This is a genomic window from Microtetraspora fusca, from assembly GCF_001570365.1.
Classification (GTDB): domain Bacteria; phylum Actinomycetota; class Actinomycetes; order Streptosporangiales; family Streptosporangiaceae; genus Microtetraspora; species Microtetraspora fusca.
The window spans coordinates 353,416-375,688 of sequence record NZ_BBYK01000042.1 but is presented as its reverse complement, the minus strand read 5'-3'; the positions used below and the strand labels follow the sequence as shown (position 1 = coordinate 375,688).

Below are 22,273 nucleotides of genomic sequence, written 5' to 3'. Positions count from 1 at the left end.
TGGGCCCGCGGTCAGGATGAGAACACGTGATCGACCAGGCGGGCGGCGGACTTGCCGTTCTCGTGCGGCGCGTACGTACGGACGAACGAGGCGTACCGGTCGGCGAGCTTGGCCTGCACCGAGTCGATCGAGCGCAGGACCTCGACGACCTCGGGCGAGGTGGCCAGACGCGGCCCGGGACGCTGCGACTCCAGGTCGAGGTAGAGCTCGCGGGCCGCCCGGTAGCGGTCCAGGTCCGGCGTGAACAGCACGACCGGCCGGCCGCTCGCGACGAAGTCGAACATCGACGAGGAGTAGTCGGTGACCAGCACGTCCGCGATCAGCAGCAGGTCCGCTATGTCGGGATATGTGGTGACGTCGATGGCGAACCCGTCCAGGGACGGCACGTGGGGGAACGCCTGCATCGCGTGGCCGCGCACGAGCACCACGTGGTCCGCGCCGAGCGCCCGCCGGGCGTCCACGAGGTCGAGCTTCACCGAGGCGTTCCTGCGGTCGTAATCGCGAAAGGTCGGCGCGTAAAGGATCACCCGCTTGCCCTCGGGGACGCCGACGCGCCGCCTGATCACGCTCGCGGCGGGCTCGCGGTCCCCGACGAGGACGTCGTTGCGCGGGTATCCGCACTCCAGGATCTCGCCCTCGTAGCCGAACGCCTTGCGCAGCACCGAGGACGCCCAGGGGCTCTGCGAGACCAGCACGTCCCAGCCGCGGACCTCGACCGCCTGACGGTGCCAGACCGGCGGCCTCGGCTCGCGGCGCATGTGCGGCAGGTCGCGGCCGATGTGCTTGACCGGCGTGCCGTGCCAGGTCTGGACGCAGATCTGGTCGTCGCGGGTGCGGAACCATGGCGGCAGGAAGCCGTTGGAGACGACGTAGCGGGAGCGGGCCAGCGCCTCGTAGTGCTCCCGGCTGCCCTCCCTGACCACCGTGGGGACGATGTCGCCGGGAAGGCCCAGCTCGGCCGAGCCCGGAGGGACGAACGCGCCGTCCCTGACCACCCAGATGTGCTCGCTCTCGTCGCCCCGGCGCAGCCGCTCCTCGTAGATCGCCCGGGGGCTGTCGGAGTAGGACCTGCCGTCGGAGGAGACGTAGACCGCGGCCTCGCGCAGCGGCTGGGACCGCTCCGAGGGGTAGAAGTTGCGGCTCAGGGCCCAGACTCCGGCGGCGCTGCGCTCGTCGCCCGGCCGGTCCTCCGCCGCCACGAGCACGGGGACGTCGTACCGCGTCGCGACGAAGCGGTAGACGCGGCCGTCGATGGTGCGCCGTTCCTCGTCCAGGGCGTCGAGCCCGGCATGGTCGAAGCGGGCCGGGGCGACGGCGGGGCCGTGCTTGCCGGGCGGCGCGACCGAGATGCTCCAGATGCCCTCGGAGAGCGGGACGGTCCCCCCGAACCGCGGCATCGCGCCGGGCGCGAGCCGCACCGAGAACTCCTCGCCGTCCCGCTGGAGCGGAACGCGGATGATCAGACCGCCGCGGTGGCGCAGCAGCAGGTCGCGCGGCCCCGGGTCGGGGTCGGGGTACCGGCCGGTGAGCGTGAGCGTGTCGTCCCGCCAGTCGGCGGAGGTGATCACCGGAAGGATCTTGTGCCCGGAGACGACCACCCGGTCGCGCCGGTCGCCCTGCACGGTGATCTCGCGGTCGCCGACGATGATCCGGGTCTCTGCGCCGCCCTCCAGCATCACGGCCGCCGCAGGTTCGCCCTTGGGTTCGACCCAGAGCCGGCGCGCGTCGCGGTCCTTGAGCAGCGTCTGGACGCCCAGCGCCAGCGAGAACTCGCTGCCGCCCTCGACCGGGGCGAACTCCGCCGCCATCCGGTGGCCGCCGACCCTGGCCTTGCCGCGCGCGACGGGGTGGCCGGGGACGAAGCCGGTGAGCACGACGTTGTCGCCCTCGCGCCGGACGCCGGTCAGCTCGGCCCGCGTCGGCTGCAGCACGACCTGGAGCGCCTTGTCGGAGGTCCACACGGGACGCACCCACCAGCGCGGCTTGACCCGCAGCCCGTCCGGGCGCTCGGTGCGGCCGATCGCGGGACCGCGCAGCGGGCCGGTCGCCCGCGCCATGCGGCTCCAGATCGCGATCTCGGCCCGCCAGGTGGTGGTGTCCTGCACGGTGTGGCGGCGCTTGAGCAGCCGCTTGCCGCCGCGGACCACGGCGCGCAGCCCCGCGCGCCAGCGGAGCGAGAACGGGTGCAGCTCGGCGGTGAACCCCGACCAGTCGTAGTTGCAGCCCGGCTCCTTGGCCGCGTGGGTGGCCTCGGGATAGTGGATCCGCCGGGTCCTGAGCCTCACCCGCGGCAGCCAGCGCGGCCCCTTCAGCACGACGGTGGCGCGGTTGAACCGGCGGCTGCGCACGGACAGTCCGGCAAGGTAGGCGTGGCCGGTGATCCGCAGCCGCCCGCCGACCCAGGAGATGTCGTCGATCTGCGTCACCGGCACGAGGTCGGCCTTGCGCAGCCGCAGCAGCTTGCCGTCCACCTCGACCGGCAGGTCGGCGTACCACCGGAAGCCCTTGCGCACCCGCCGGGACGGCTCGGCCGCGGCGGCGGCCAGCTTGGCCAGCGCGTCGCTCTCGGCCAGCTCCTCGGGGTCGCGGGTCTCGATCAGGTGGTATCCGGCGCGGCGGCCGACCGGGAGGTCTCTCTTGACGCGGGGGTCCACCTCGGCGAGGTAGGGTCGCAGGGCCGTGATCGCGTCGCGACGGCGGCCCGCGCCCCGCTTGGCGGCCGCGTCCAGCCGCAGCCCGAGCGGCCCGGCCAGCGCCTCACGGTCGACCTCGCGTCGCTCGGCCGGCCCCAGGCCGGGCTCGCGCACCAGCGCGACCAGCGACGATATGGACTCACCCCGGTCGTAAAGCTCCTGAACAGCCCGCAGACGGTCGGCGACGGTGTCGCTCGTGGGCGCGGGTGTCATAGGGGAGGCACCACCCTTCGGAGACCGGTGTTCTAGAAATGGTAAGCGGTCAGCGGGTGCGGCCGTCCCATCGAGCGAGCCGCATGTCCGCCCGGTCTCCCCGGAGCGGCGTGCCCTCCTCGCGCCATCGGGCGAGGCATTCGACCTCGTGCCCCACCGGCGGAGAGCCGTCCGCCCTCGGCACGCGCCACCACGGGACGCCGCCGCCCCAGAGGGACAGGACGCGTCCCACCTGTCGCGGTCCACCCTCCCCCAGGTATTCCGCGATGTCCCCGTACGGCATGACCTTGCCGGGCGGTATCAGCTCGACGATCTCGAGGACCCGCTCGGCGTAGTCGTTCAGGCGCTCCATTCGGCCGGTCCGGCCGCGATTATCTCTTCCAGCTTGCCGAACTCGTAGTTCGACATCCCGTTGATCTGCTCGACGATACCGTTCCTGATGCCGTACGCCTCGCCGTCCTCGCCGACGAGACGGGCTCCGATGATGTCGGAGAGCATGGCCAGCTGGGCCACATGCCAGTCCGACCCCGGCTGTCCGGCCAGCCGCCCCGACCAGGTCGCCACCCGATGCACGGCGTCGCCGTGCCGCGCGAGAACCTCGCCGGCCTCCTGCGACCCGCGCAGCTCGAATCCGGCCTGCGCCGAAAGCACGCTCGCGAGTTCGGCGTAGGCGAGCGGTGATTCACGCTCGACGCGCAGCTCGTACCCCATGAGCCGGGACCCTAGCGAACCTTTGCCCCCGCCTGTGCCCGAAAGTGCCGAGATCGACCACACCGCAGCCGAACCGCAGCCGAACGGCCATCAACATGTGATCACCGGCGAGTGAGCGCCGCGACCGCCGCGGCGAAGGCGCAGACGCCGAGGAAGACGCCGATGCCGTAGATCCAGAGCCTAACGGGATCGGGTCCCGGACGTTCCGGCGCCGGGGCGAGCCGGCCGTCGCCGAAGTGCAGATCCTCCTCCACCGGCACCGCGCGGCCGTACCCGGCGAGCCGGCCGGCCTGGGCGAGCGCCGCCGCCGCGTCCACCACGCCGAAGCCGGTCTTCTTGTCGTATCCGGTGCCCGCGCGCCGGGACGTGGAGGTGAGGGCGCGAACCACCAGCTCGGGCTTGAGGTCCGGGTAGCGCGCCTTGATCAGGGCGGCGACGCCGGCGACCACCGCGCTCGCCGGGCCGCTGCCGCTCCTGCTCCCGTGCCGGCCTCCGGGGAGGGCGACGGGCAGGTCCACGCCCGGCGCGGCGACGAGGACGGACAGGTTCGCGCTGGAAGGAGCGTCCTTGCCGGCCGCGGCCACGCCCACGACGCCGGGATATCCGGCCGGGAACCGCCAGTAGTCCCCGCCGTCGCCCACACCCGACACGATCACCACCCCCCGCGAGAGCGCGTACGAGATCGCGTCGCGGTCCATCCGGCCCACCGTGTACGTCCCCGAGGGGATGGCGATGACGCTCGCGCGGTTGTTGGCGGCGTGCCGGATGGCCCGGGCGAGCGGGCTGTCGATCGCGGCCCCCGGCTCGGCCTGCGGATCGACGAAGTCGGCGGTCGGCCGCTCGGCGATCACGGGGATGGACAGGATGCGCGCCCGCGGCGCGACGCCCCAGGCCCCGCCCCCGCTGCCGTCGCCGGCGATCAGCGAGGCCGCGGGGGTGGCCTCCCCCGGTGGCGACGTCGCCCGGCCGAAGACGGTGCCGGTCATGTCGGGGCCCTCCTCGACCCGGCCCTTGAGCTCGGAGGCGGCGTCGTCCACCCGGCCGTCGAGGACGGCGACGAGGACGCCGTCGCCCCTGGTCACCTTCCACGCCTTCTCGGCGTTGACGGCGTCGAGCACCGCGCGGTCGCCACTGGGGGCCGCGAGGGCGGGCGCGGCGGGCGGCGTCGCCAGGGCGATGGCGGCGGCGCACAGCGCCGCGCGCCTCAGCACACGTTCCCCTGGGTGCAGCGTGGGACGTCGGGCGGCTGGGCCAGCGAACGCGCGATGCGCGCGGCGATCGACTGCGCCACGGGCCACATCTCGCTGTTCAACTGCTCCTCCGCGGGCACCGAGTCACGGGTCCGACCGTCGGTGTACCCCACGGAGGAGAAGACGATGTACGGCCCGGCCCCGACGAAGCCCGTCCGCTGCCGCTGCCCGGCGCCGAAGAGGTCCGTCACCGTGTTGGGGAAGGCGACCGGTCGCACGCCGACGCGGTCGTCCTGCGGCAGCTTGGCGACGGTGTCCACCCGGGTCTGCTCGTCGGGGAGCACCGCGACCCCCACGGTGACGGCGAACGTCGCCGTCTGGTCCACGTACGTCGCCCGGAGCATGGTGACGCACCGGTATTTGCGCAGCACGGACGCCACGGGCGCGTCGACCGCGGCGGAGCAGGAGGTCTCGGGGGCCACGCCCACCCGTCGGGCGTACTGCTGCGCGCGGCCGAGCCCGGCGTATTCGAGCTGTTCGGGGAAGACCATGCCGACCGGCCAGGCCCGCCATCGGCGCGCCACGTCCTCCTGGACGTACTTGGCGCGCTCGGCCTCCGTGAGCGGGCGCGATCGCGTCTCGCGGAGCACGCCGACCGCACCGAGCAGGACGTTCACGGCGGCGGCCGCGAGGACGAGGCCCATGAGGGCGAGGAAGATCGAATGGAGCCGCACACCGCGCGCCAGCGCGGCCCGCTCGGCCGCCACCCGGGCCGCCTCCGCCCGCCGCGCGGACGCGCTCCCCTGATGCGCGCGGCGCCGGCTCCCCGGCTGGTCGGGCGACATACACCGATGCTACGTCTGCGTCTCCGTACGCCAAGGAGCAGGCGGGACCGGGGTGTCGTCCTCGTCGCGCCTGGCCCGCCGTACGAGAAGGACCAGGACGGCCAGGCCGGTGCCCATGCCGACGAGGCCGCCGACGGCGACGGCGCCGTAGACCACGATGGCCCGTTGGTCGCGGCGCACCACCGCCACGGGCTCGGGGTCGCGGTCCCGCTTCCCGACCGTGCGCGCGGGGTCCTGCACGCCGGGCCCGGACGCGGTGGCGCGGTGCCGGGCGAGCGCCGCCGCCGTGTTCAGCGCCCGGTACGCGTTGACCACGCCGAAGCCGGTGCCGGTGTTGTACCGGTCCTTGGTGGAGGAGGACGAGGTGAGGGCCTGCGCGATCAGGGCCGGGGACATCCGGGGGTACCGCGCCTTGATCAGCGCGGCGACTCCGGACACGAGGGCGGTCGCCTGCGAGGTGCCGCGGCCGACCCAGTACTCGTCTCCGGGGCCGGCGCCGAGGATGTCGACGCCGGGCGCGGCCACCATGACCGAGGAGTTGCGGTTGGAGAACGACGCGCGGCGCAGGGCGGGCGTGACCGCGGCGACCGAGATGACGCCGGGGATGGCCGCCGGATAGGAGTAGGGGGCGTCGCGCTTGCCCGCGCCGTCGTTGCCCGCCGCGGCGACCAGGACCACACCTTTGGAGATGGCGTACCGGATGGCATCCCGTTCCTCTTCCGTCGGCAGGTCCTTCGAGATCGACAGGTTGATCACGTCGGCGCCGTTGTCCACGGCGTACCTGATGCCGCCGGCGACCACGCCCTCGTAGCGGGCGTCGGAGTTGAACGCGCGGAAGCCGGGCTCCTCGTCTTCGAGGATCACCCGCACCGAGAGCACCTTGGCCTCCGGCGCGACGCCCATCACGCCGTCCTCGCGCGCGGGGCCGTGCCCGTGCCCGGCGATCAGCGAGGCCATGTACGTGCCGTGCAGGCGGGTCGGGGCCACGCCCTTCGGGTTCGCCCCCGCCGTGAAGTCCTTTCCGGTGATCACCGAGCCGGCGAGGTCGCGGTGGCGCGGATCCACGCCGGAGTCGAGGACCGCCACCGTGATGCCCTCGCCCTTGGTGAGCCGCCACGCCTCAGTCAGGTCGAGGGTGCGCAGCACCACGTCCTGGCTGGCCCGTACGTCGTCGGCGCGGGCCGCGCCCGGGAGAAAGCCGGGGAGGAGCGCCACCGTGACCGCCGCGAGCGCGGTGAGGACGCGCGGCCTCAGCACCGCCACTCCTTGGCCTCGCAGTCGGGCGCGGCGGGCGCGGTGAGCGCCGCCGCGATCTGCCCGGCCAGGTCGCCGGCGAAGGTGAAGATGGTGGGACGCTGCTTGCCGACCCAGCGGGCCGGCCGTCCGTCCACCTGTCCGACCGTGGTCAGCACCACGTACGGCCCGGCCTGCCGGGCGGTGCTCTCCTGGCGGCTGGCGGCGTTGAACCGGTCGGTCACGGTGCCGGGGAAGGACAGGGCGCGCAGCCCGGGCGTGGGTTTCCCCGCTTTGGGGAAGGCGGCCTCGGCGGCCGACGCGGAGACGGAGTCGGGGAAGGCGGCGACGCCGACGGTGACGACGATGCCCTGGAGCGCGTCGATGTAGGTGGCCCGCAGGATGGCGCGGCACCCGGCGGCGCGTACGGGGGCGCGCAGCGGGGCGTCGACGGAGGCGGCGCAGTCGGTGCGCGAGGAGATGCCGACCCTCCTGGCCTTCTCCCGGCCGCCCTGCTCGCCGGTGTAGCCGAGGGTCGCGGGGAAGACCCGGCCCGCGGGCCACAGCTCCCAGCGGCGGGCGATCTCGGCGGCGGACGCCTGCCGCAGCTCGCCGGCGCTCGGGCCCCGGGTGAGCTCGCCGGCCGCGGCGCTCGCCGCCACTCCGGCGATGACGGCGCAGATGACGGTGAGTGCGGACGCCACCATCAGCGCCGGCCACGTCCGTGTCCCACTCACGTCAGCGACCTTAACCCCACCTGGGCGCAAATCCATCGAAATGCCGAAAGACCACGCCGCGGCCGCTGTCCCGATAGGGGATGGCGGCCGCGGCGGCGGGCGTCAGTAGGTGGGAAGCGAGGGGTCGACGGCCTTGACCCAGCTCAGCACGCCACCGCCGACGTGGACGGCGTCGGCGAAGCCGGCGTTCTTGAGGATCGCGAGGACCTCGGCCGACCGGGCGCCGGACTTGCAGTGCAGGACGATCTTCTTGTCCTGCGGCAGGCCCTCCAGGGCGGAGCCGTTGATGAACTCGCCCTTGGGGATCAGCACGGCGCCGGGGATGTTGACGATCTCGTACTCGTTCGGCTCGCGGACGTCGATCACGTAGATGTCGTCGCCGCGCTCCTGCATGTCCTTGAGCTCGAGCGCCGTGATCGTCGAGCCCGCGGCGGCCTCCTGCGCCTCGTCCGACAGGGTGCCGCAGAACGCCTCGTAGTCGATCAGCTCGGTGATCGTGGGGTTCTTGCCGCAGAGCGGGCACTCGGGGTCCTTGCGGACCTTGACGTCGCGGTACTTCATCTCCAGCGCGTCGTAGATCATCAGGCGGCCGACCAGCGGCTCGCCGACGCCGGTGATGAGCTTGATGGCCTCGTTGACCTGGATGGAGCCGACCGACGCGCACAGCACGCCGAGGACGCCGCCCTCGGCGCAGGACGGCACCATGCCCGGCGGCGGCGGCTCGGGGTAGAGGCAGCGGTAGCACGGCCCGTGCTCGGCCCAGAAGACGCTCGCCTGGCCGTCGAAGCGGTAGATGGATCCCCAGACGTACGGCTTGCCGAGCAGCACCGCCGCGTCGTTGACCATGTAGCGCGTGGCGAAGTTGTCGGTGCCGTCCACGATCAGGTCGTAGCCGGAGAAGATGTCCATGACGTTGTCGGTGGTGAGGGCCACGTTGTGGATCACCACGTTGACCAGCGGGTTGATCTCGCGCACGCTGGCCGCCGCGGACTCGGCCTTGAGACGGCCGACGTCGGACTGGCCGTGGATGACCTGGCGCTGCAGGTTGGACTCGTCCACGACGTCGAAGTCGATGATGCCGAGCGTGCCGACGCCCGCCGCGGCGAGGTACAGCAGCGCGGGCGAGCCCAGGCCGCCGGCGCCCACACAGAGCACCTTGGCGTTCTTGAGCCGCTTCTGCCCCGCCATCCCCACATCGGGGATGATCAGGTGACGCGAGTAGCGGCGCACCTCGTCGACGGTCAGCTCTGCTGCCGGCTCTACCAGCGGTGGCAACGACACAGTCCCACTCCCGTTCAGGGGGTCATCACAAGCATCTAGTGACAACCTAACCGGGGGGCCGCGGCATTCCCCAATCGGGAGGTCAGCGTGCGTGGACGCGTGTCTCGGCGATCAACCGGGCCGCCTCGCGCGCCACGATCTCGGGAAACTCCATCTGCGCGACGTGCCCCGCGTTCGGGATGGTGACGAGGCGCACATCCGGGAAGGTGCGCCCGGCGCGCTGCGCCATCCGGGCGTCGACGATCCGGTCCCGCCGCCCGTGGATCACGAGCGTGGGCGCGGCCACCCGGGCGGCCTGCCGCCACAGGTTGTCCGGCCCGGTGCGGAAGTACTCGCTCACGATGCCCCTGGCGGAGCGGACCAGCGCCGGTCCGGCGTGTTCCAGCGCGTCCCGCCGCCGTACCTCCTCCACGGCGAGCCGTACGCGGTCGGGGTGGACACGGTCGAGGTCGGCGTAGCACATGCCGAGCGTCGCCCGGACCCTCCGCTCGGCGGGGACCGCGCTCATCCGCCGGATCGCCCACTCCCCGATGCGCGGGGCGGCGGACACGGCCACGCGGGCCGGGCCGTACCTGGGGAGCAGGTCGGGCAGCGCCGGCGACACGAGGACGAGCGATCTGATCAGATCGGGACGGGTGGCCGCGACGCGTACGGAGACCGCTCCGCCGAGCGAGTTGCCGAACAGGTGGACCGGGGCGCCGAGGTGCTCGATCAGCGCGACGACGGCGCGGGCGTGGCCGTCCACGGAGTAGTCGCCGTCGGGGGGCGCCGGGGAGAAGCCCGCGCCGGGCAGGTCGAGGGCCCATCCGGCGACCTCGTCCGCCAGCGCGCCCATCAGATCGGTCCAGTTGGTGGCGGAGCCGGCGAGCCCGTGGACGTACACCGCCTTCTCCTCCGGTCCGCGCGGTGTGGACCGTACGTGGATCCGCGTCTCCCCCAGCCCGATCAGCTCTCCCGGCCAGTACGGAATCGGCTCGACATCCACGCGTCCTCCCCTGTTCGCCTGCCGTTCCGACGATATCCCGCTTCCTCGCGCCCCCACGGCGCAAATCGGACATTATGGGACATTTCGCTGCATAGCTAGCAATAAGAGTTCAACATCGTCAATAAAGCGACAATCGAGGAGTAAAAGCGCACGATTGCCGTTTGTCGGACACTCGGCGCGGAAATCAAGACAACCAGGATGCAGCGTTCACCAGCATCCACGGCGTTTTCCAAATCATTTTGGGAAACGCCGGAAAACGGGGCGACCATCCTTTCAAGGGGGAAACGCAATGCCCAAGTTCAAGAGTGTCATCGCGGGGCTCGCCATCAGCACGGCACTGACCGGCGGAGCCGTCGCGCTCGGCGCGGCGACCACCACCACTCCGGCGAGCGCCGGCGTCGTCCCGACCTGGGGCGGCGGCTGCGGCGGCGGCTGCGGCGGCGGCGGTTGGGGCTGGGGTGGCCGCGGTCGCAACCGCAACCACAACCGCAACTTCAACCGGAACAACAACCGTCAGCACCAGACCAACCGCCAGAACCAGAACCAGCGCCAGTTCGTGATCAACAACATCCGCGTCGGCCGTGAGCGTGACCGGGGCTTCGACCGCTTCGACGACGACTTCTAAAGACGGAGGCGACGAGAGATTCGTGATGTGCCCACGCTCCACCGGAGCAGCGGTTCCGGCCGGACGCGAGTTCACGGGGAGCGCGGGCACGACGCAACAGGTGGCCACCGAGAACACCTCACCGGCCTGGTGAAGGGTGATTCTCCACCGCGATGACCCGAGGGCTCCCGCGAGCGAAGGCTCACGGGAGCCCTCACCACAGCGAGACCGGACCACCCGGTCGGCGGATACCGCCGGCCGGGTGGTCTTTTGCGTTCCCCTCCCGCTCCCCGGGCGTTCGCCGTACGGCGCAATTGCGACATATACCGCACATCACCGCATAAATGGCCTAATCGCGCAACGTCTCCAATAAAGCGACAAGCGGACGGCAAAAGCCTCCGATCACCGTTTATCGCTCGACGCCGAAGGAAATCTAGACGACGCGAAGATGATCCACGTAAGGGTCATCCGCCAATTCTCCGAATTCGGAGAACGTCAGAGTGTCGGGCAAATCAATTCCTTTCAAGGGAGAATCGCTATGCCCAAGTTCAAGAACGTCGTCGGGCTTCTCGCCCTCAGCACCGCGCTGACCGGCGGAGCCGTCGCGCTCGGCGCCGCCGCCACCACCACCGCGGCGAACGCCGGCGTCGTCCAGGTCGGCTGCGGCGGCGGCTGCGGCGGCGGCGGCTGGGGCGGCGGCTGGGGTGGCCGCGGCAACCGCAACCACAACCGCAACCACAACCGGAACCACAACCGTCAGCACCAGCGCGAGCACCAGACCGAGCACCAGCGCCAGCGCCAGCACGTGATCAACAACATCCGCGTGGGCCGCGACGGCGAGGACTTCGGCGACGACCTGCCGGAGATCCTGAGCAACGCCGCCGTGCTCGACGGCGACGGCGACGGCGACGACGACGGCATCTAAAAAGCCGCCTGCCGGCGGCGACGAGAAGTGATCCCACGTGCCCGCGTTCCACCGGGGCCGTACGCCTCGAAGCAGGAGGCGGAAGGCCGCGGTGGGCGCGGGCACGCCTGACGAGTTGACATCCCGAATAGCGGAGGAGAGGCGGAACCCGGCCCGACAGGTGGCGGGGCGCCGAGGAGGGCGGCCATCCGCGGCACCGCCGGGAACAGCGTCCCATCCGGTCGGCCTCTCGCCGGCCGGTTTTTTGCGTGCTCCCCAACTCGGACATATCGCGCAACTTCCCGCAAATCTGCGTTTATCATCGCAACATTAGTAATAGAGCGACAAGCAGCGCCTAAGAGCCGCCAACCACCGTTTGCCGTTCGATACGGAAGGAAATCACAGACCCGCGGGAGTGATCACCGAGGTCGCTCCGCCGTCCTCCGCGGCGATCCGTAGGCTATCCCGGAAAATCTCCGAAAAGTCGGACCGCGAGGGCGAACGCATTTCTTTCGAAGGAGAAACGCAATGCCCAAGTTCACAAGGCTCGCCGGGCTTCTCGCGCTCGGCGCCGCGGTGGCCGCCGGCGCCGTCGCGGTCGGCGCGGCGACCACGACCACCGCCGCGAGTGCCGGCATGGTCCGTACCGACGGCTGCGGCGACGGCGGGTGCGATGACGGCGGCTGCGGCGGCGGTGGCTGCGGGAACGGCTGGAACCGCAACTCGAACAACAAGCACCAGAGCCAGCACGACCAGCAGAGCCAGCACCAGGAGCAGACCCAGTTCCTGATCAACGACGTCGTGGTCCCGGCCGACCGCAACCTGCCGCCGACCGCCACCACCACGTCGAGTTCGAACGGCAGGGACTTCGTCCGCGAATTCCGAGTCCTCGACTGAGCCGCCGTACTCACCGAGGCGGGAGCGCGGACACACCGGCGGCCCCGCACCGCATGCGCGGGACCAGGGCGTGTGACGCGGGCGGGGCGGTGATTTCCGTTTCCTGTCCAGAAAGCACGCTCGCTTTCGACGATTCTCGTGAAGACGACGGCAGGCCTCCCGCCCGCGAGCCGTCATCCCATCCACATGGAAATCACATTCATCCGGCCGGCGTCTCGCCGGCCGGATTTCTTTTTCCATCGGCCCATTCTCCCTGCTCGTACGGCATGGCCCCGGAGGGTGCAGCGCCTCGGCGCGAGGGGCGATCCACACCGAATACGCCCCCTGAATTCCGACATAAGGGGTATCGGTAGCAAATCAACTTCAACCGACCCACTTCATTAATAGAGCGACAAGCAAAGACTAAGAGCCGCCAATCACCGTTTGCCGCCCGACGCGGAAGGAAATCAGAGACACCGTAGAGATGATCCGGCAAGGGTCATCCGGGCACGCTTCCGAGAAAATTCTCGGAATGCCAGAGTGTCGGGGCAAATCAATTCCTTCCAAGGGAGAATCGCAATGCCCAAGTTCAAGAACCTCGTGGGGCTGCTGGCCGTCAGCACCGCGCTGACCGGCGGAGCCGTCGCCCTGGGCGCCGCCACCACGGCCACCGCGGCGAGCGCCTCCGTCGTCCAGACGGGCGGCTGCGGCGGTTGCGGCGGTGGCTGGGGCGGCGGCTGGGGTGGCCGCACCCACAACCGCAACTGGAACCGCAACCACAACCGCAACCGTCAGCACCAGCGCGAGCACCAGCGGCAGCAGGAGCACCAGCGCCAGAACGTGATCAACAACGTCCGGCTGCAGGTCCCGCGGGAGCGCGAGCAGGAGCAGGTCCGTGAGGACAACCGCCGCGACCTCCGCGACATCCTGGCCGAGAACATCCTCGCCCAGCTCATCGCCGCGCGCGGCGGCAACGGCGGCAACGGGGGCGCCATCGCCGGCGGCGACCGCAACAACGCCAACGGCGGCAACGGCGGCAACGCCGACGCCGCAGGCGCCGCCGACCAGGCCAACTCTATCCGCGTGCCCGCTTCGGTTAGGTAGCGCATTCTCCGGCCGTGAGACCGCCGGTCGAACAGCGGCGGACGGTCTCACCTTCCAGAAAGCCGGCGGCATGTGCCGCCGTCGCGCCTGAAAGCCGTTTCCACGGTATCCGCGTACCTATGCAGGTACGCGGTTCTTCCTGACCGACGTTCATGAAGAACGCGAGCAGGCCGGAAAGGGACGAAAGGTCCCGGCCGTCGGAACCGGCCGCGGCGCGAACAGCGAGGACGCTCTCGACCAGCTCATCCCTCGCCGAAAAGCAGCACCCTGCCCGGCCCGCGCTCATGCGATGCCGGGCAGGCCTTTTTGACGTCACGTCCTTTTTCTCAGAAATACGTGAACCGCGTGGATGCCCCCACCGCGGTGTGCGATGAAATCCCGTTGTGAGCGACGTTCTGCCGCTCAAGGAGACGCACCACGTGCGACGCGTCCACTGAAATGAAAAGAGCCGACTAAGAACGGAACGACGGCGTTTGTCGTCTCACCGATCCGGAAACCAAGATAATACGGAAATGCCGCGTCAAGGGCGTCCGGGGCATTCTTCGACTGGCTTCACGAAGATGCCGAAGCGTCAAGAGGAATCTGATTCCTTCAGGGGGAAACACAATGCCCAAGTTCAAGAACCTCGTCGGGCTGCTGGCCATCGGCACCGCACTGACCGGCGGAGCCGTCGCGCTCGGCGCCACCACCGCCACCACGGCGAGCGCGTCCGTCGTCCAGGCGGGCGGCTTCGCCAGCTGGGGCGGGGGTGGCTGGGGTGGCCGCGGCCAGCGGAACCGTAACCACAACCGCAACCACAACCGCCTCCACCAGCAGCAGCGCGATCAGCAGCGCGAGGACCAGCGCCAGCGCCAGAACGTGATCAACAACGTCCGCGTGCAGGTGCCCAGGGAGCGCGAGCGCGAGCGGCCCCGCGAGGAGCAGCGCGGTCTGCGGGCCGAGGACATCCTCGCCCAGCTCGTTCTGGCCCGCGGCGGCAACGGCGGCAACGGCGGCGCCATCGCCGGCGGCAACGACAACAACGCCAATGGTGGCAACGGCGGCAACGCCGACGCCGCAGGCGCCGCCAACCAGGCTGCCAACGTCGCCCAGCCGCGCGTTCCCTAAGTAGCGCACTCTCCGGCTGTGGGACCGCCGAGCTACACGCGCGGGCTCACCTGATGAGGACACCGGCGGCAACCCGCCGCCGGTGTCCGAAAGCCGCTCCCACGACTCTCCGCATTCCACCTGGAACGCGGTTCCTCCTGACCGGCGTTCACCAGAAACGCGAGCAGGCCGGAAAGGGGCCGAAAGGCCCCCGCCGTGGGATGGCTACGACACCGACACCGAGGGCGCTCACATATAACGCATCCCTCGCGGAAAACACCACCCTGTCCGGCCTCGCTTCGTGCGGGCCGGGCAGGGTTTTTCGCACGCCCTGAAGACCACATAGTCACAACTTCGCGGGCGCACGCACCGCCGTACGCGACGGAATCCCTTCGTGAACGGCTCCGCACCATCCACATAACGATGCTCTGCGCCGACGCGCCCAATGAAATGAAAAGAGCTGACTAAGAACGGAACCGCGGCGTTTGTCGTCTTACCACGACGGAAACCAAGATAATACGGAAATGCCACATCAAGGGCGTCCGGGGCATTCTTCGGGGCACTCCCCGAAAGTGTCGAAGCGTCAAGAGGAATCTGATTCCTTCAGGGGGAAACGCAATGCCCAAGTTCAAGAACCTCGTCGGGCTTCTCGCCCTCAGCACCGCGCTGACCGGCGGAGCCGTCGCGCTCGGCGCCGCCACCACCGCCACCACGGCGAGCGCCTCCGTCGTCCAGACCTGGGGCGGCGGCTGCGGGGGCGGCTGCGGCGGCGGCGGCTGGGGTGGTCGCACCCACAACCGCAACTGGAACCGCAACCACAACCGCGACCACCAGGACCAGCGCGGGCACCAGCGCCAGCACCAGCGCCAGCGCCAGAACGTGATCAACAACATCCGCCTGCAGGTGCCCAGGGAGCGCGAGCGCGAGCGGCCCCGCGAGGAGCAGCGCGGCCTGCGGGCCGAGGACATCCTCGCCCAGCTCGTCCTGGCCCGCGGCGGCAACGGCGGCAACGGCGGCGCCATCGCCGGCGGCAACAACAACGACGCCCGCGGCGGCAACGGCGGCAACGGCAACGCCGCAGGCGCCGCCAACCAGATTGCCAACGTCGCCCAGCCGCGCGTTCCCTAAGTAGCGCACTCTCCGGCTGTGGGACCGCCGAGCTACACGCGCGGGCTCACCTGACGAGGACACCGGCGGCAACCCGCCGCCGGTGTCCGAAGGCCGCTCCCACGACTCTCCGCATTCCACCCGGGACGCGGTTTCTCCTGACCGACGTTCACCAGAAACGCGAGCAGGCCGGAAGGGGGCCGAAAGGCTCCGGACGTGGGACCCGCTACGACACCGACGGCGAGGACGCACTCGCATAACGCGTACCTCGCCGAAAACCACCCTGTCCGGCCTCGCTTCGTGCGGGCCGGGCAGGGTTTTTTCGTGAGCGACCCTTTTCTGGTGAAGGACACGTGCCCACAAGCCACCCGCCGACTTACGCGACCGAATCGCCTCACGAGGGACTGTGCCGTCAACACAAGCATGTCGTGTGCAACGCGCCCAACGAAGTGAAAAGAGCTGGCTAAAGAGGGAATTGCGGCGTTTGTCATCTCCTCCATCGGAAATCAAGACAATACGGAAATGCCACATCAAGGGCGTCCGGGGCATTCTTCGGGGGACTCCCCGAAAGTGTCGAAGCGTCAAGAGGAATTTGATTCCTTCAGGGGGAAACACAATGCCCAAGTTCAAGAACCTCGTCGGGCTGCTGGCCATCAGCACCGCGCTGACCGGCGGAGCCGTCGCGCTCGGCGCCACCACGGCCACCGCGGCGAACGCCGGCGTCGTCCAGGTCGGCTGCGGCGGCGGCTGCGGCGGCGGTGGCTGGGGCGGCGGCTGGGGTGGCCGCGGCAACCGCAACCACAACCGCAACCACAACCGGAACCACAACCGTCAGCACCAGCGCGAGCACCAGCGCGAGGAGCAGCGCCAGCGCCAGAACGTGATCAACAACATCCGTGTACAGGTGCCCAGGGAGCGCGAGCGCGAGCGGCCCCGCGAGGAGCAGCGCGGTCTGCGGGCCGAGGACATCCTCGCCCAGCTCGTCCTGGCCCGCGGCGGTAACGGCGGCAACGGCGGCGCCATCGCCGACGGCAACAACAACAACGCCAACGGCGGCAACGGCGGCAACGGCAACGCGGCAGGCACCGCCAACCAGAACCAGCGGTAAGCGCATTCACCGCCGTGAGGCCGTGAACGACCAGCGGGCGGTCGGGCCATCTCGTCCACACCGGTGAGAAACCTCGGTGACACCGGTACGGCCGAGCAGCTCGGCGGCGCGATGACGTCCGTCGCGACGCCCGAGCGGTCTCACCTTCTGGAAACACCGGGCCCATCCGGTCGGCACCGCCGACCGGATGGGCTTCTTCATGCGTACGGCCCGGTAACGCCTTCTCCGCGTTTCACGCGGAACGCCTCGCCGGGCATGCGACGCTCGCCGTGAATGCCATCGCCGGCCTTTCCCGGTCGGCTGTACGGCTCACCGGCGGGCCACCCATTTCTCCGGTAAACAATCGCACTCCGCGGAGCATCGTCAATAAATCACATGCGGCACCCAAGATCCGCACGTAACCGTTTGCCACTCCGCAAACTCGGCAATCAAGACGATATCGAGATGATCCACTCCGGGTGATCTCAATCGTTCTCCGTGACTCGACGCGGAGAGCGTCGAAAGGTAAGAGAAAATCAATTCCTTTCAAAAGGAGAAGTGCAATGCCCAAGTTCAGGAGTGTCATCGCGGGGCTGGCGATCAGCACCGCACTGACGGGTGGGGCGGTGGCGCTCGGCGCCACGACCACCGCGACCACGGCGAACGCCGCCGTCGTCCAGGCGGGCGGCTTCGCCAGCTGGGGCGGGGGTGGCTGGGGAGGCCGTGGCCAGCGGAACCGTAACTGGAACCGCAACCACAACCGCGACCACCAGAACCAGCGCGGGCACCAGCGCCAGCGGCAGCACCAGCGGCAGCAGGTGATCAACAACATCACGATCCGCCTTCCCAGGCAGTTCCTGGACTTCCTGAGGCGGCCGGAGCAGCAGCCGGAGCCGGAGGTCACCGGCGCCCCGCTCGCGCCCGTCGGCTGAGCGGATCCACACCGGACGACCTCGCCGTGATCGGCGCTCGACCTGAGCGGAAGATCCACGGAGAGGCGCTCACACAGGGGGGAGACGCATACGTCTCCTCGCCCACACGATGAGATCCATCGTTTCAGCGCATACAGGCGGACGCCACGGACGAGAGCCGTCGGCTCCCCGCCTTCCCTACTACAGGGCCATCCGGCCGGGAGGAATCCCGGCCGGATGGCCGTTCCATTTCCCCACCCGCGCCGCGCCAGGCTTCCCCACATGTCCCGCCACGCCGGGCCTCGTCAGCCGTTCCCGCACTGCCGGGGATCGGACCGGTCCAGCCGCACGCCGACCTGCCCGGCGGCTCTCCTGTCCACATCACGCCACACGTTTTCGGGACACGCACAAGAGCCGTGGGGTCAGGCGGAGCGGCGCGCTCCGCGCTTGCGCGGCGCCTTCTCCTCGTCCTCGGAGGCCGCCTTCTTCGCCGCGGCCTTCCCTCCGGCCTTCGTCCCGGATTTCGCCGCGCTCTTCGCGCCCGACGCCGCGGCCTCCTTCTTCCTCGCCGGCTCGCGCCCCTCGCGCTCCCTCTTGGCGGCCTCCACGCTGGCGCGCAACGCGGCCATCAGATCGACGGCGGGCTTCTCCTCGGCGGGCGCCTCGGGGGTGACCACCTCCTTGCCGGCGACCTTGGCCTCGATGACGGCCTGCAGCGCCTCGCGGTAGGTGTCCTTGTACCCCTCCGCATCGAAGTCCGCGACCATCGTCTCGATCAGGGACTCGGCCATTTGGAGCTCCTGCGGACGCACGTCGATGTCCTCGTCCAGGAAGGGGAAGTCCGCCTCGCGCACCTCGTCCGGCCACAACATCGTCTCCAGCACGAAGATGCCGTCCCGTACGCGCAAGGTCGCCAGCGACTCGCGCTGGCGCAGCGCCACCTTCACGATCGCCACCTGCCCCGAGCGCTCCAACGCGTCCCTCAGCAGCACGTACGGCTTCGCTCCCTGGGCCTCCGGCTCCAGGTAGTACGACTTGGCGAAGTAGATCGGGTCGATCTGCTCGGAGGGGGAGAACTGCAGCACGTCGATCCGGCGGGAGGTGGTCAGCGGGAGGTCGGCGAAGTCCTCGTCCGTCAGCACGACCATGTCGCCGCTCGGCAGTTCGTAGCCCTTGGCGATGTCGGAGTACGACACCTCCTGGCCGTCGAGCGTGCACACCCGCTTGTACTTGATCCGCCCGCCGTCCTCCCGGTGCACCTGGTGGAAGGAGACGTCCTTCTGCTCCGTGGCGGAGTAGAGCTTCACGGGGATGGTGACCAGCCCGAACGATATGGCGCCCTTCCAAATGCTGCGCATAGCCACATACTCGTCTCTTTGTTCGAACTACACCATCTAGGGATTCAAAGGACTTACCAGTTGGGCAGGTACCCACTATGGCGGTGCCGTATCGGCACCCGCCTCGGAGGTGCGGTGTGACCAGGAAGGTACGGGTCGAGGTCGAGGGCAGGCACCTGACGCTCACCAATCTGGACAAGCTGATGTACCCCGAGGCCTCGTTCACCAAGGCCGAGGTCATCGACTACTACACCCGCATCGCCCCGGTCCTGCTCCCCCACCTGCGCGGACGGCCGCTGACCGTCAAGCGCTACCCCGACGGCGTGGACGGCCAGTTCTTCTTCGAGAAGAACGTGCCCGGCCACACCCCCGGCTGGGTCCGCACGGTCACCCTGCCCGCGCCCGGCAGCTCCAAGGGCCGCGAGACGATCGACTTCGCCGTGGTGGACGACCTCGCGACGCTCGTCTACTACGCCAATCTCGCCGCGCTGGAGATCCACGTGCCCATGTGGCGGGTCTCGGAACGCGGGGAGCCGCTGCCGCCGGACACCCTGGTCTTCGACCTCGACCCCGGCGCCCCCGCCACGATCGTGGAGTGCTGCGAGGTGGCCCTCCTGCTCCGCGAAGCCCTTGAGGACGACGGGCACGAGGGGGTACCCAAGACCAGCGGAAAGAAGGGGATGCAGGTCTACGTGCCGTGGGACGGCGACGAGGACACCTCCGCGTACGCGCGGGCCCTCGCCCGGCGGCTGGAGCGCGAGCACGCGTTCATCACCAGCGTGATGTCCAAGCGGGAACGGCCCGGCAAGGTGTTCATCGACTGGAGCCAGAACAACCCTGCCAAGACCACGGTCGCTCCGTACTCGCTGCGGGCGGCCGAGCTTCCCACCGTGTCGACCCCCCTTTCGTGGGAAGAGGTGGATGCCTGGAGGGACCCGGGGCAGTTCGTCTTCGCGGCACAGGACGTGCTGGAACGGGTCCGGAAGCATGGAGACCTGTTCCGGGCCTCCACCGCGTAATCGGTACGGCCCGTGGTCGTAGTGTTGGTCCTGTCGCGCATCGCTCAGGGCCGGAAACGGAGGGACGCCACATGTCTGAGATGGACTCCCTCGGCGAGACGGCCGAGGAGCTCTCGATCGAGACGCCGGAGGCGGACGCGGTCGAACAACACCAGCGGATGAAGCCGTCCGACCGGACCCGCTGGCCCGATCAGGTGCCGATGGAGGCCGACCCCGCCGACGCCACCGAACAGGAGCGCGTGGTCGAGCACGACGAAGAGGACTACCGCTGACCTGGTTACCCACACGTAGGATGGGCGAGTTCCCGCTACAAGGAGACGAGAGTGCCGTGACCGCTACGCCGGACGCCAAGCCGCGGGGCACCCGCCTGCCCCGCATGGCCCGCCGCCGCCAGCTCCTGAGCGCGGCGCAGGAAGTGTTCGTGGAGAACGGCTACCACGCTGCGGCCATGGACGAGATCGCGGAGCGGGCCGGCGTCAGCAAGCCGGTGCTCTACCAGCACTTCCCCGGCAAGCTCGAGCTCTACCTCGCCCTCCTCGACCTGCACGTCGACGACATGGTCACGAGGTGCCACGAGGCCCTCGCCTCCACGACCGACAACAAGCAGCGGGTGCAGGCGGCGATCGGGGCGTTCTTCGACTTCGTGTCCAGCCAGGGCGAGGCGTTCCGGTTGGTCTTCGAATCCGACCTGCGCAACGTGGCGCCCGTACGCCAGCGGATGGAGCGATCCCTCCGCGAGAGCGCCGAGGCGATCAGCCAGGTCATCCAGGAGGACACCGGCTGTTCGAGCGACGAGGCGCACCTGCTCGGCGTCGGCCTGGTCGGCATGGCCGAGGTGAGCGCGAGGTACTGGCTCAGCAGCCACGGTTCCATCCCCAAGGAGGCCGCCACCCAGCTGATGGCGCGCCTCGCCTGGCGGGGCATCAGCGGCTTCCCGCGCACCGGCTGACCGGTACCGCATTTCCTGTTCGCTTGACGCGATCAAAGGGCTCACCGCGTCGGCGGACGGCGACGATGGGGTTGAGGCGCTGTCTGACGCAGCCCTCCGGAAAGGGGAGCCCGATGGAAGTCAAGATCGCTGTTCGGTCGGTGCACCGCGAGCTCGTCGTGGAGACCGACATGTCGGCCGAGCAGATCGAGGAGGAGCTCCGCCAGGCCCTCGCCGCGGACAAGGGCGTCTTCTCGCTCACGGACAAGAGCGGCCGACGGGTGGTCGTCCCCGTGTCCTCGCTCGGTTTCGTCGAGGTCGGCGAGGACGAGCAGCGCAGGGTCGGGTTCGGCGGCACGCTTTAGGACCGCGCGGGGCTGCTCCACGCGGGCCATACCCAGGCCCGTGTTCCTGCTCTGACCGGCGTGGCGGATCCGGGATGGCGGCGGACGCGTGTCTCGCTCGCGACTGCGAGGTGATCGCGGCCGCCGTCCCTCTCTCCACACGCGTCCGCGCAGGGCATTCGGTGGGTCAGGGTCCCGGGGTGAGGCCCAGGGCCGACATGCGCTTCCCGTGCGCCTCGGTCAGCCGAGCGAAGAGGCGTCCGATCTCGGCGAGGTCCTCGCTGCCCGGCTCCACCAGCAGGGCCGCCAGATCCGGGCGGACCGCCGCCAGCCGCTGCCCCTGGCTCAGCGCCTCGCCCACCATCCGGCGCGCCCACAGCGCCAGCCGGCTGCTCAGCCGCGGGTCCTCCTCTATCGCCGCACGCACCCGTTCCACCGTGAACTCCGAGCGCGCCTCGTCCGTCAGCACCTCGTCCACCAGCTCGGTGATGGAGGGATCGGCGTGCCGCGCGGCCTCCCGGTAGAAGTCGCCCGCGATCCCCGTGCCGACGTACGCCTTGACCAGAGCCTCGTACCAGTCGCGCGGCTTGGTCTGCTCGTGCCAGGCGTCGATGGCGGTCACGAAGGGAGCCATCGCCTCCTCCGGATCCACGCCGAGCGAGCTGAGCCGGTCGCGCAGCAGGCGGAAGTGCCCGTACTCGGCCGCGGCGATGTCGCCGAGGGCGGCCCGGTCGGTCAGCGTGGGCGCGAGCAGCGCCGCGTCCTCGGCCAGGCGCAGGAACGCGGTCAGTTCCGCGTACGCCAGCACACCGAGCAGATCCACGACACCGGGAGGAGTTTCGTTCATGGGTGCAGCGTACGCGGGCCGCTTTTGTCCTGCCGCCGCTGACCGCTACGGCCCCTTCCCGCCTCTCACGACCGGATTCATCGACCAGAAAGCTTGACCGAACTTCGGGAACACGGAGAAAACGGTTCCGTGTTGTGGTATCGAGTAGACTGGTTCGCGAAGGTGCGACCGCACTGTTTTGTTCTGGGCCGTCCGGCCCAAGACCCCCAGTAACTGGATGCCGCGGTCGCT

General features: G+C 70.0%; 23 protein-coding genes. 12 read left to right on the top strand and 11 right to left on the bottom strand.

What is annotated here, in order from left to right:
* Nucleotides 1–11 precede the first annotated feature (11 nt).
* The 9 genes from AWQ68_RS10925 to AWQ68_RS10885 form a co-directional block, all read right to left on the bottom strand.
* Complete coding sequence (locus tag AWQ68_RS10925) at nucleotides 12–2,906, bottom strand: CDP-glycerol glycerophosphotransferase family protein (RefSeq protein WP_066938567.1); 2,895 nt, start codon at nucleotides 2,904–2,906, stop codon at nucleotides 12–14.
* A 49-nt stretch (nucleotides 2,907–2,955) separates the two neighbouring features.
* Nucleotides 2,956–3,258, bottom strand: a complete 303-nt coding sequence (locus AWQ68_RS10920) for an MGMT family protein (protein ID WP_066938564.1) — start codon at nucleotides 3,256–3,258, stop codon at nucleotides 2,956–2,958.
* Nucleotides 3,246–3,617, bottom strand: a complete 372-nt coding sequence (locus AWQ68_RS10915; RefSeq protein WP_066938562.1) for a hypothetical protein — start codon at nucleotides 3,615–3,617, stop codon at nucleotides 3,246–3,248. Before AWQ68_RS10915 ends, AWQ68_RS10920 begins: the two co-directional genes overlap by 13 nt.
* A gap of 101 nt (nucleotides 3,618–3,718) precedes the next feature.
* The gene (locus AWQ68_RS10910) at nucleotides 3,719–4,828 is read right to left on the bottom strand and encodes a S8 family serine peptidase (protein ID WP_169808893.1); all 1,110 of its coding nucleotides are present in this window, start codon (nucleotides 4,826–4,828) and stop codon (nucleotides 3,719–3,721) included.
* The gene (locus AWQ68_RS10905) at nucleotides 4,822–5,652 is read right to left on the bottom strand and encodes a hypothetical protein (RefSeq protein WP_066938559.1); all 831 of its coding nucleotides are present in this window, start codon (nucleotides 5,650–5,652) and stop codon (nucleotides 4,822–4,824) included. Before AWQ68_RS10905 ends, AWQ68_RS10910 begins: the two co-directional genes overlap by 7 nt.
* A gap of 9 nt (nucleotides 5,653–5,661) precedes the next feature.
* On the bottom strand, nucleotides 5,662–6,909 hold the full coding sequence (locus AWQ68_RS10900; RefSeq protein WP_245655849.1) for a S8 family serine peptidase: 1,248 nt from the start codon (nucleotides 6,907–6,909) through the stop codon (nucleotides 5,662–5,664).
* The gene (locus AWQ68_RS10895; protein ID WP_245655848.1) at nucleotides 6,903–7,622 is read right to left on the bottom strand and encodes a hypothetical protein; all 720 of its coding nucleotides are present in this window, start codon (nucleotides 7,620–7,622) and stop codon (nucleotides 6,903–6,905) included. The genes AWQ68_RS10900 and AWQ68_RS10895 overlap by 7 nt, the downstream gene beginning before the upstream one ends.
* Before the next feature lie 102 nt (nucleotides 7,623–7,724).
* Nucleotides 7,725–8,903: an adenylyltransferase/sulfurtransferase MoeZ gene (gene moeZ, locus AWQ68_RS10890; RefSeq protein ID WP_066938554.1), complete on the bottom strand. Its 1,179-nt coding sequence runs from the start codon at nucleotides 8,901–8,903 to the stop codon at nucleotides 7,725–7,727.
* Between the two features lie 82 nt (nucleotides 8,904–8,985).
* A complete protein-coding gene (locus AWQ68_RS10885) occupies nucleotides 8,986–9,888 on the bottom strand; it encodes an alpha/beta fold hydrolase (RefSeq protein ID WP_066938551.1) in 903 nt (300 codons plus the stop codon).
* A gap of 289 nt (nucleotides 9,889–10,177) precedes the next feature.
* On the opposite strand from AWQ68_RS10885, the gene AWQ68_RS10880 reads away from it, so the two are divergent.
* The 8 genes from AWQ68_RS10880 (at nucleotide 10,178) to AWQ68_RS10845 (ending at nucleotide 17,588) form a co-directional block, all read left to right on the top strand.
* Nucleotides 10,178–10,513: a hypothetical protein gene (locus AWQ68_RS10880; protein ID WP_066938548.1), complete on the top strand. Its 336-nt coding sequence runs from the start codon at nucleotides 10,178–10,180 to the stop codon at nucleotides 10,511–10,513.
* A 517-nt stretch (nucleotides 10,514–11,030) separates the two neighbouring features.
* Nucleotides 11,031–11,417, top strand: coding sequence for a hypothetical protein (locus AWQ68_RS10875; RefSeq protein WP_066938546.1), 387 nt, complete (start codon nucleotides 11,031–11,033; stop codon nucleotides 11,415–11,417).
* Nucleotides 11,418–11,924: 507 nt separating this feature from the next.
* A complete protein-coding gene (locus AWQ68_RS10870) occupies nucleotides 11,925–12,293 on the top strand; it encodes a hypothetical protein (RefSeq protein ID WP_066938544.1) in 369 nt (122 codons plus the stop codon).
* Between the two features lie 558 nt (nucleotides 12,294–12,851).
* A complete protein-coding gene (locus AWQ68_RS10865) occupies nucleotides 12,852–13,376 on the top strand; it encodes a hypothetical protein (protein ID WP_066938542.1) in 525 nt (174 codons plus the stop codon).
* Between the two features lie 606 nt (nucleotides 13,377–13,982).
* Nucleotides 13,983–14,483, top strand: coding sequence for a hypothetical protein (locus AWQ68_RS10860; protein ID WP_066938539.1), 501 nt, complete (start codon nucleotides 13,983–13,985; stop codon nucleotides 14,481–14,483).
* A 597-nt stretch (nucleotides 14,484–15,080) separates the two neighbouring features.
* Nucleotides 15,081–15,590, top strand: coding sequence for a hypothetical protein (locus AWQ68_RS10855; protein ID WP_066938537.1), 510 nt, complete (start codon nucleotides 15,081–15,083; stop codon nucleotides 15,588–15,590).
* A gap of 595 nt (nucleotides 15,591–16,185) precedes the next feature.
* Complete coding sequence (locus AWQ68_RS10850) at nucleotides 16,186–16,677, top strand: hypothetical protein (protein ID WP_066938534.1); 492 nt, start codon at nucleotides 16,186–16,188, stop codon at nucleotides 16,675–16,677.
* A 542-nt stretch (nucleotides 16,678–17,219) separates the two neighbouring features.
* A complete protein-coding gene (locus tag AWQ68_RS10845; RefSeq protein WP_066938531.1) occupies nucleotides 17,220–17,588 on the top strand; it encodes a hypothetical protein in 369 nt (122 codons plus the stop codon).
* 401 nt (nucleotides 17,589–17,989) lie between these two features.
* Here AWQ68_RS10845 and ku read toward each other — a convergent pair whose 3' ends face one another.
* On the bottom strand, nucleotides 17,990–18,925 hold the full coding sequence (gene ku / locus AWQ68_RS10840; protein WP_066938529.1) for a non-homologous end joining protein Ku: 936 nt from the start codon (nucleotides 18,923–18,925) through the stop codon (nucleotides 17,990–17,992).
* A gap of 116 nt (nucleotides 18,926–19,041) precedes the next feature.
* On the opposite strand from ku, the gene ligD reads away from it, so the two are divergent.
* The 4 genes from ligD (at nucleotide 19,042) to AWQ68_RS10820 (ending at nucleotide 21,216) form a co-directional block, all read left to right on the top strand.
* Entirely contained in the window at nucleotides 19,042–19,923 is an 882-nt protein-coding gene (ligD, locus tag AWQ68_RS10835; RefSeq protein ID WP_066938526.1) for a non-homologous end-joining DNA ligase, read from the top strand.
* Between the two features lie 71 nt (nucleotides 19,924–19,994).
* Entirely contained in the window at nucleotides 19,995–20,195 is a 201-nt protein-coding gene (locus AWQ68_RS10830; RefSeq protein WP_066938523.1) for a hypothetical protein, read from the top strand.
* A gap of 56 nt (nucleotides 20,196–20,251) precedes the next feature.
* Nucleotides 20,252–20,872: a TetR/AcrR family transcriptional regulator gene (locus AWQ68_RS10825; protein WP_084463850.1), complete on the top strand. Its 621-nt coding sequence runs from the start codon at nucleotides 20,252–20,254 to the stop codon at nucleotides 20,870–20,872.
* 113 nt (nucleotides 20,873–20,985) lie between these two features.
* Nucleotides 20,986–21,216 carry a DUF3107 domain-containing protein gene (locus tag AWQ68_RS10820; protein WP_066938518.1) on the top strand — a complete coding sequence of 77 codons (231 nt, stop codon included), beginning with the start codon at nucleotides 20,986–20,988 and terminating at the stop codon, nucleotides 21,214–21,216.
* Between the two features lie 166 nt (nucleotides 21,217–21,382).
* On the opposite strand, the gene AWQ68_RS10815 is transcribed toward AWQ68_RS10820, so the two are convergent.
* Nucleotides 21,383–22,042 carry a ferritin-like fold-containing protein gene (locus tag AWQ68_RS10815; RefSeq protein ID WP_066938516.1) on the bottom strand — a complete coding sequence of 220 codons (660 nt, stop codon included), beginning with the start codon at nucleotides 22,040–22,042 and terminating at the stop codon, nucleotides 21,383–21,385.
* Nucleotides 22,043–22,273 lie beyond the last annotated feature (231 nt).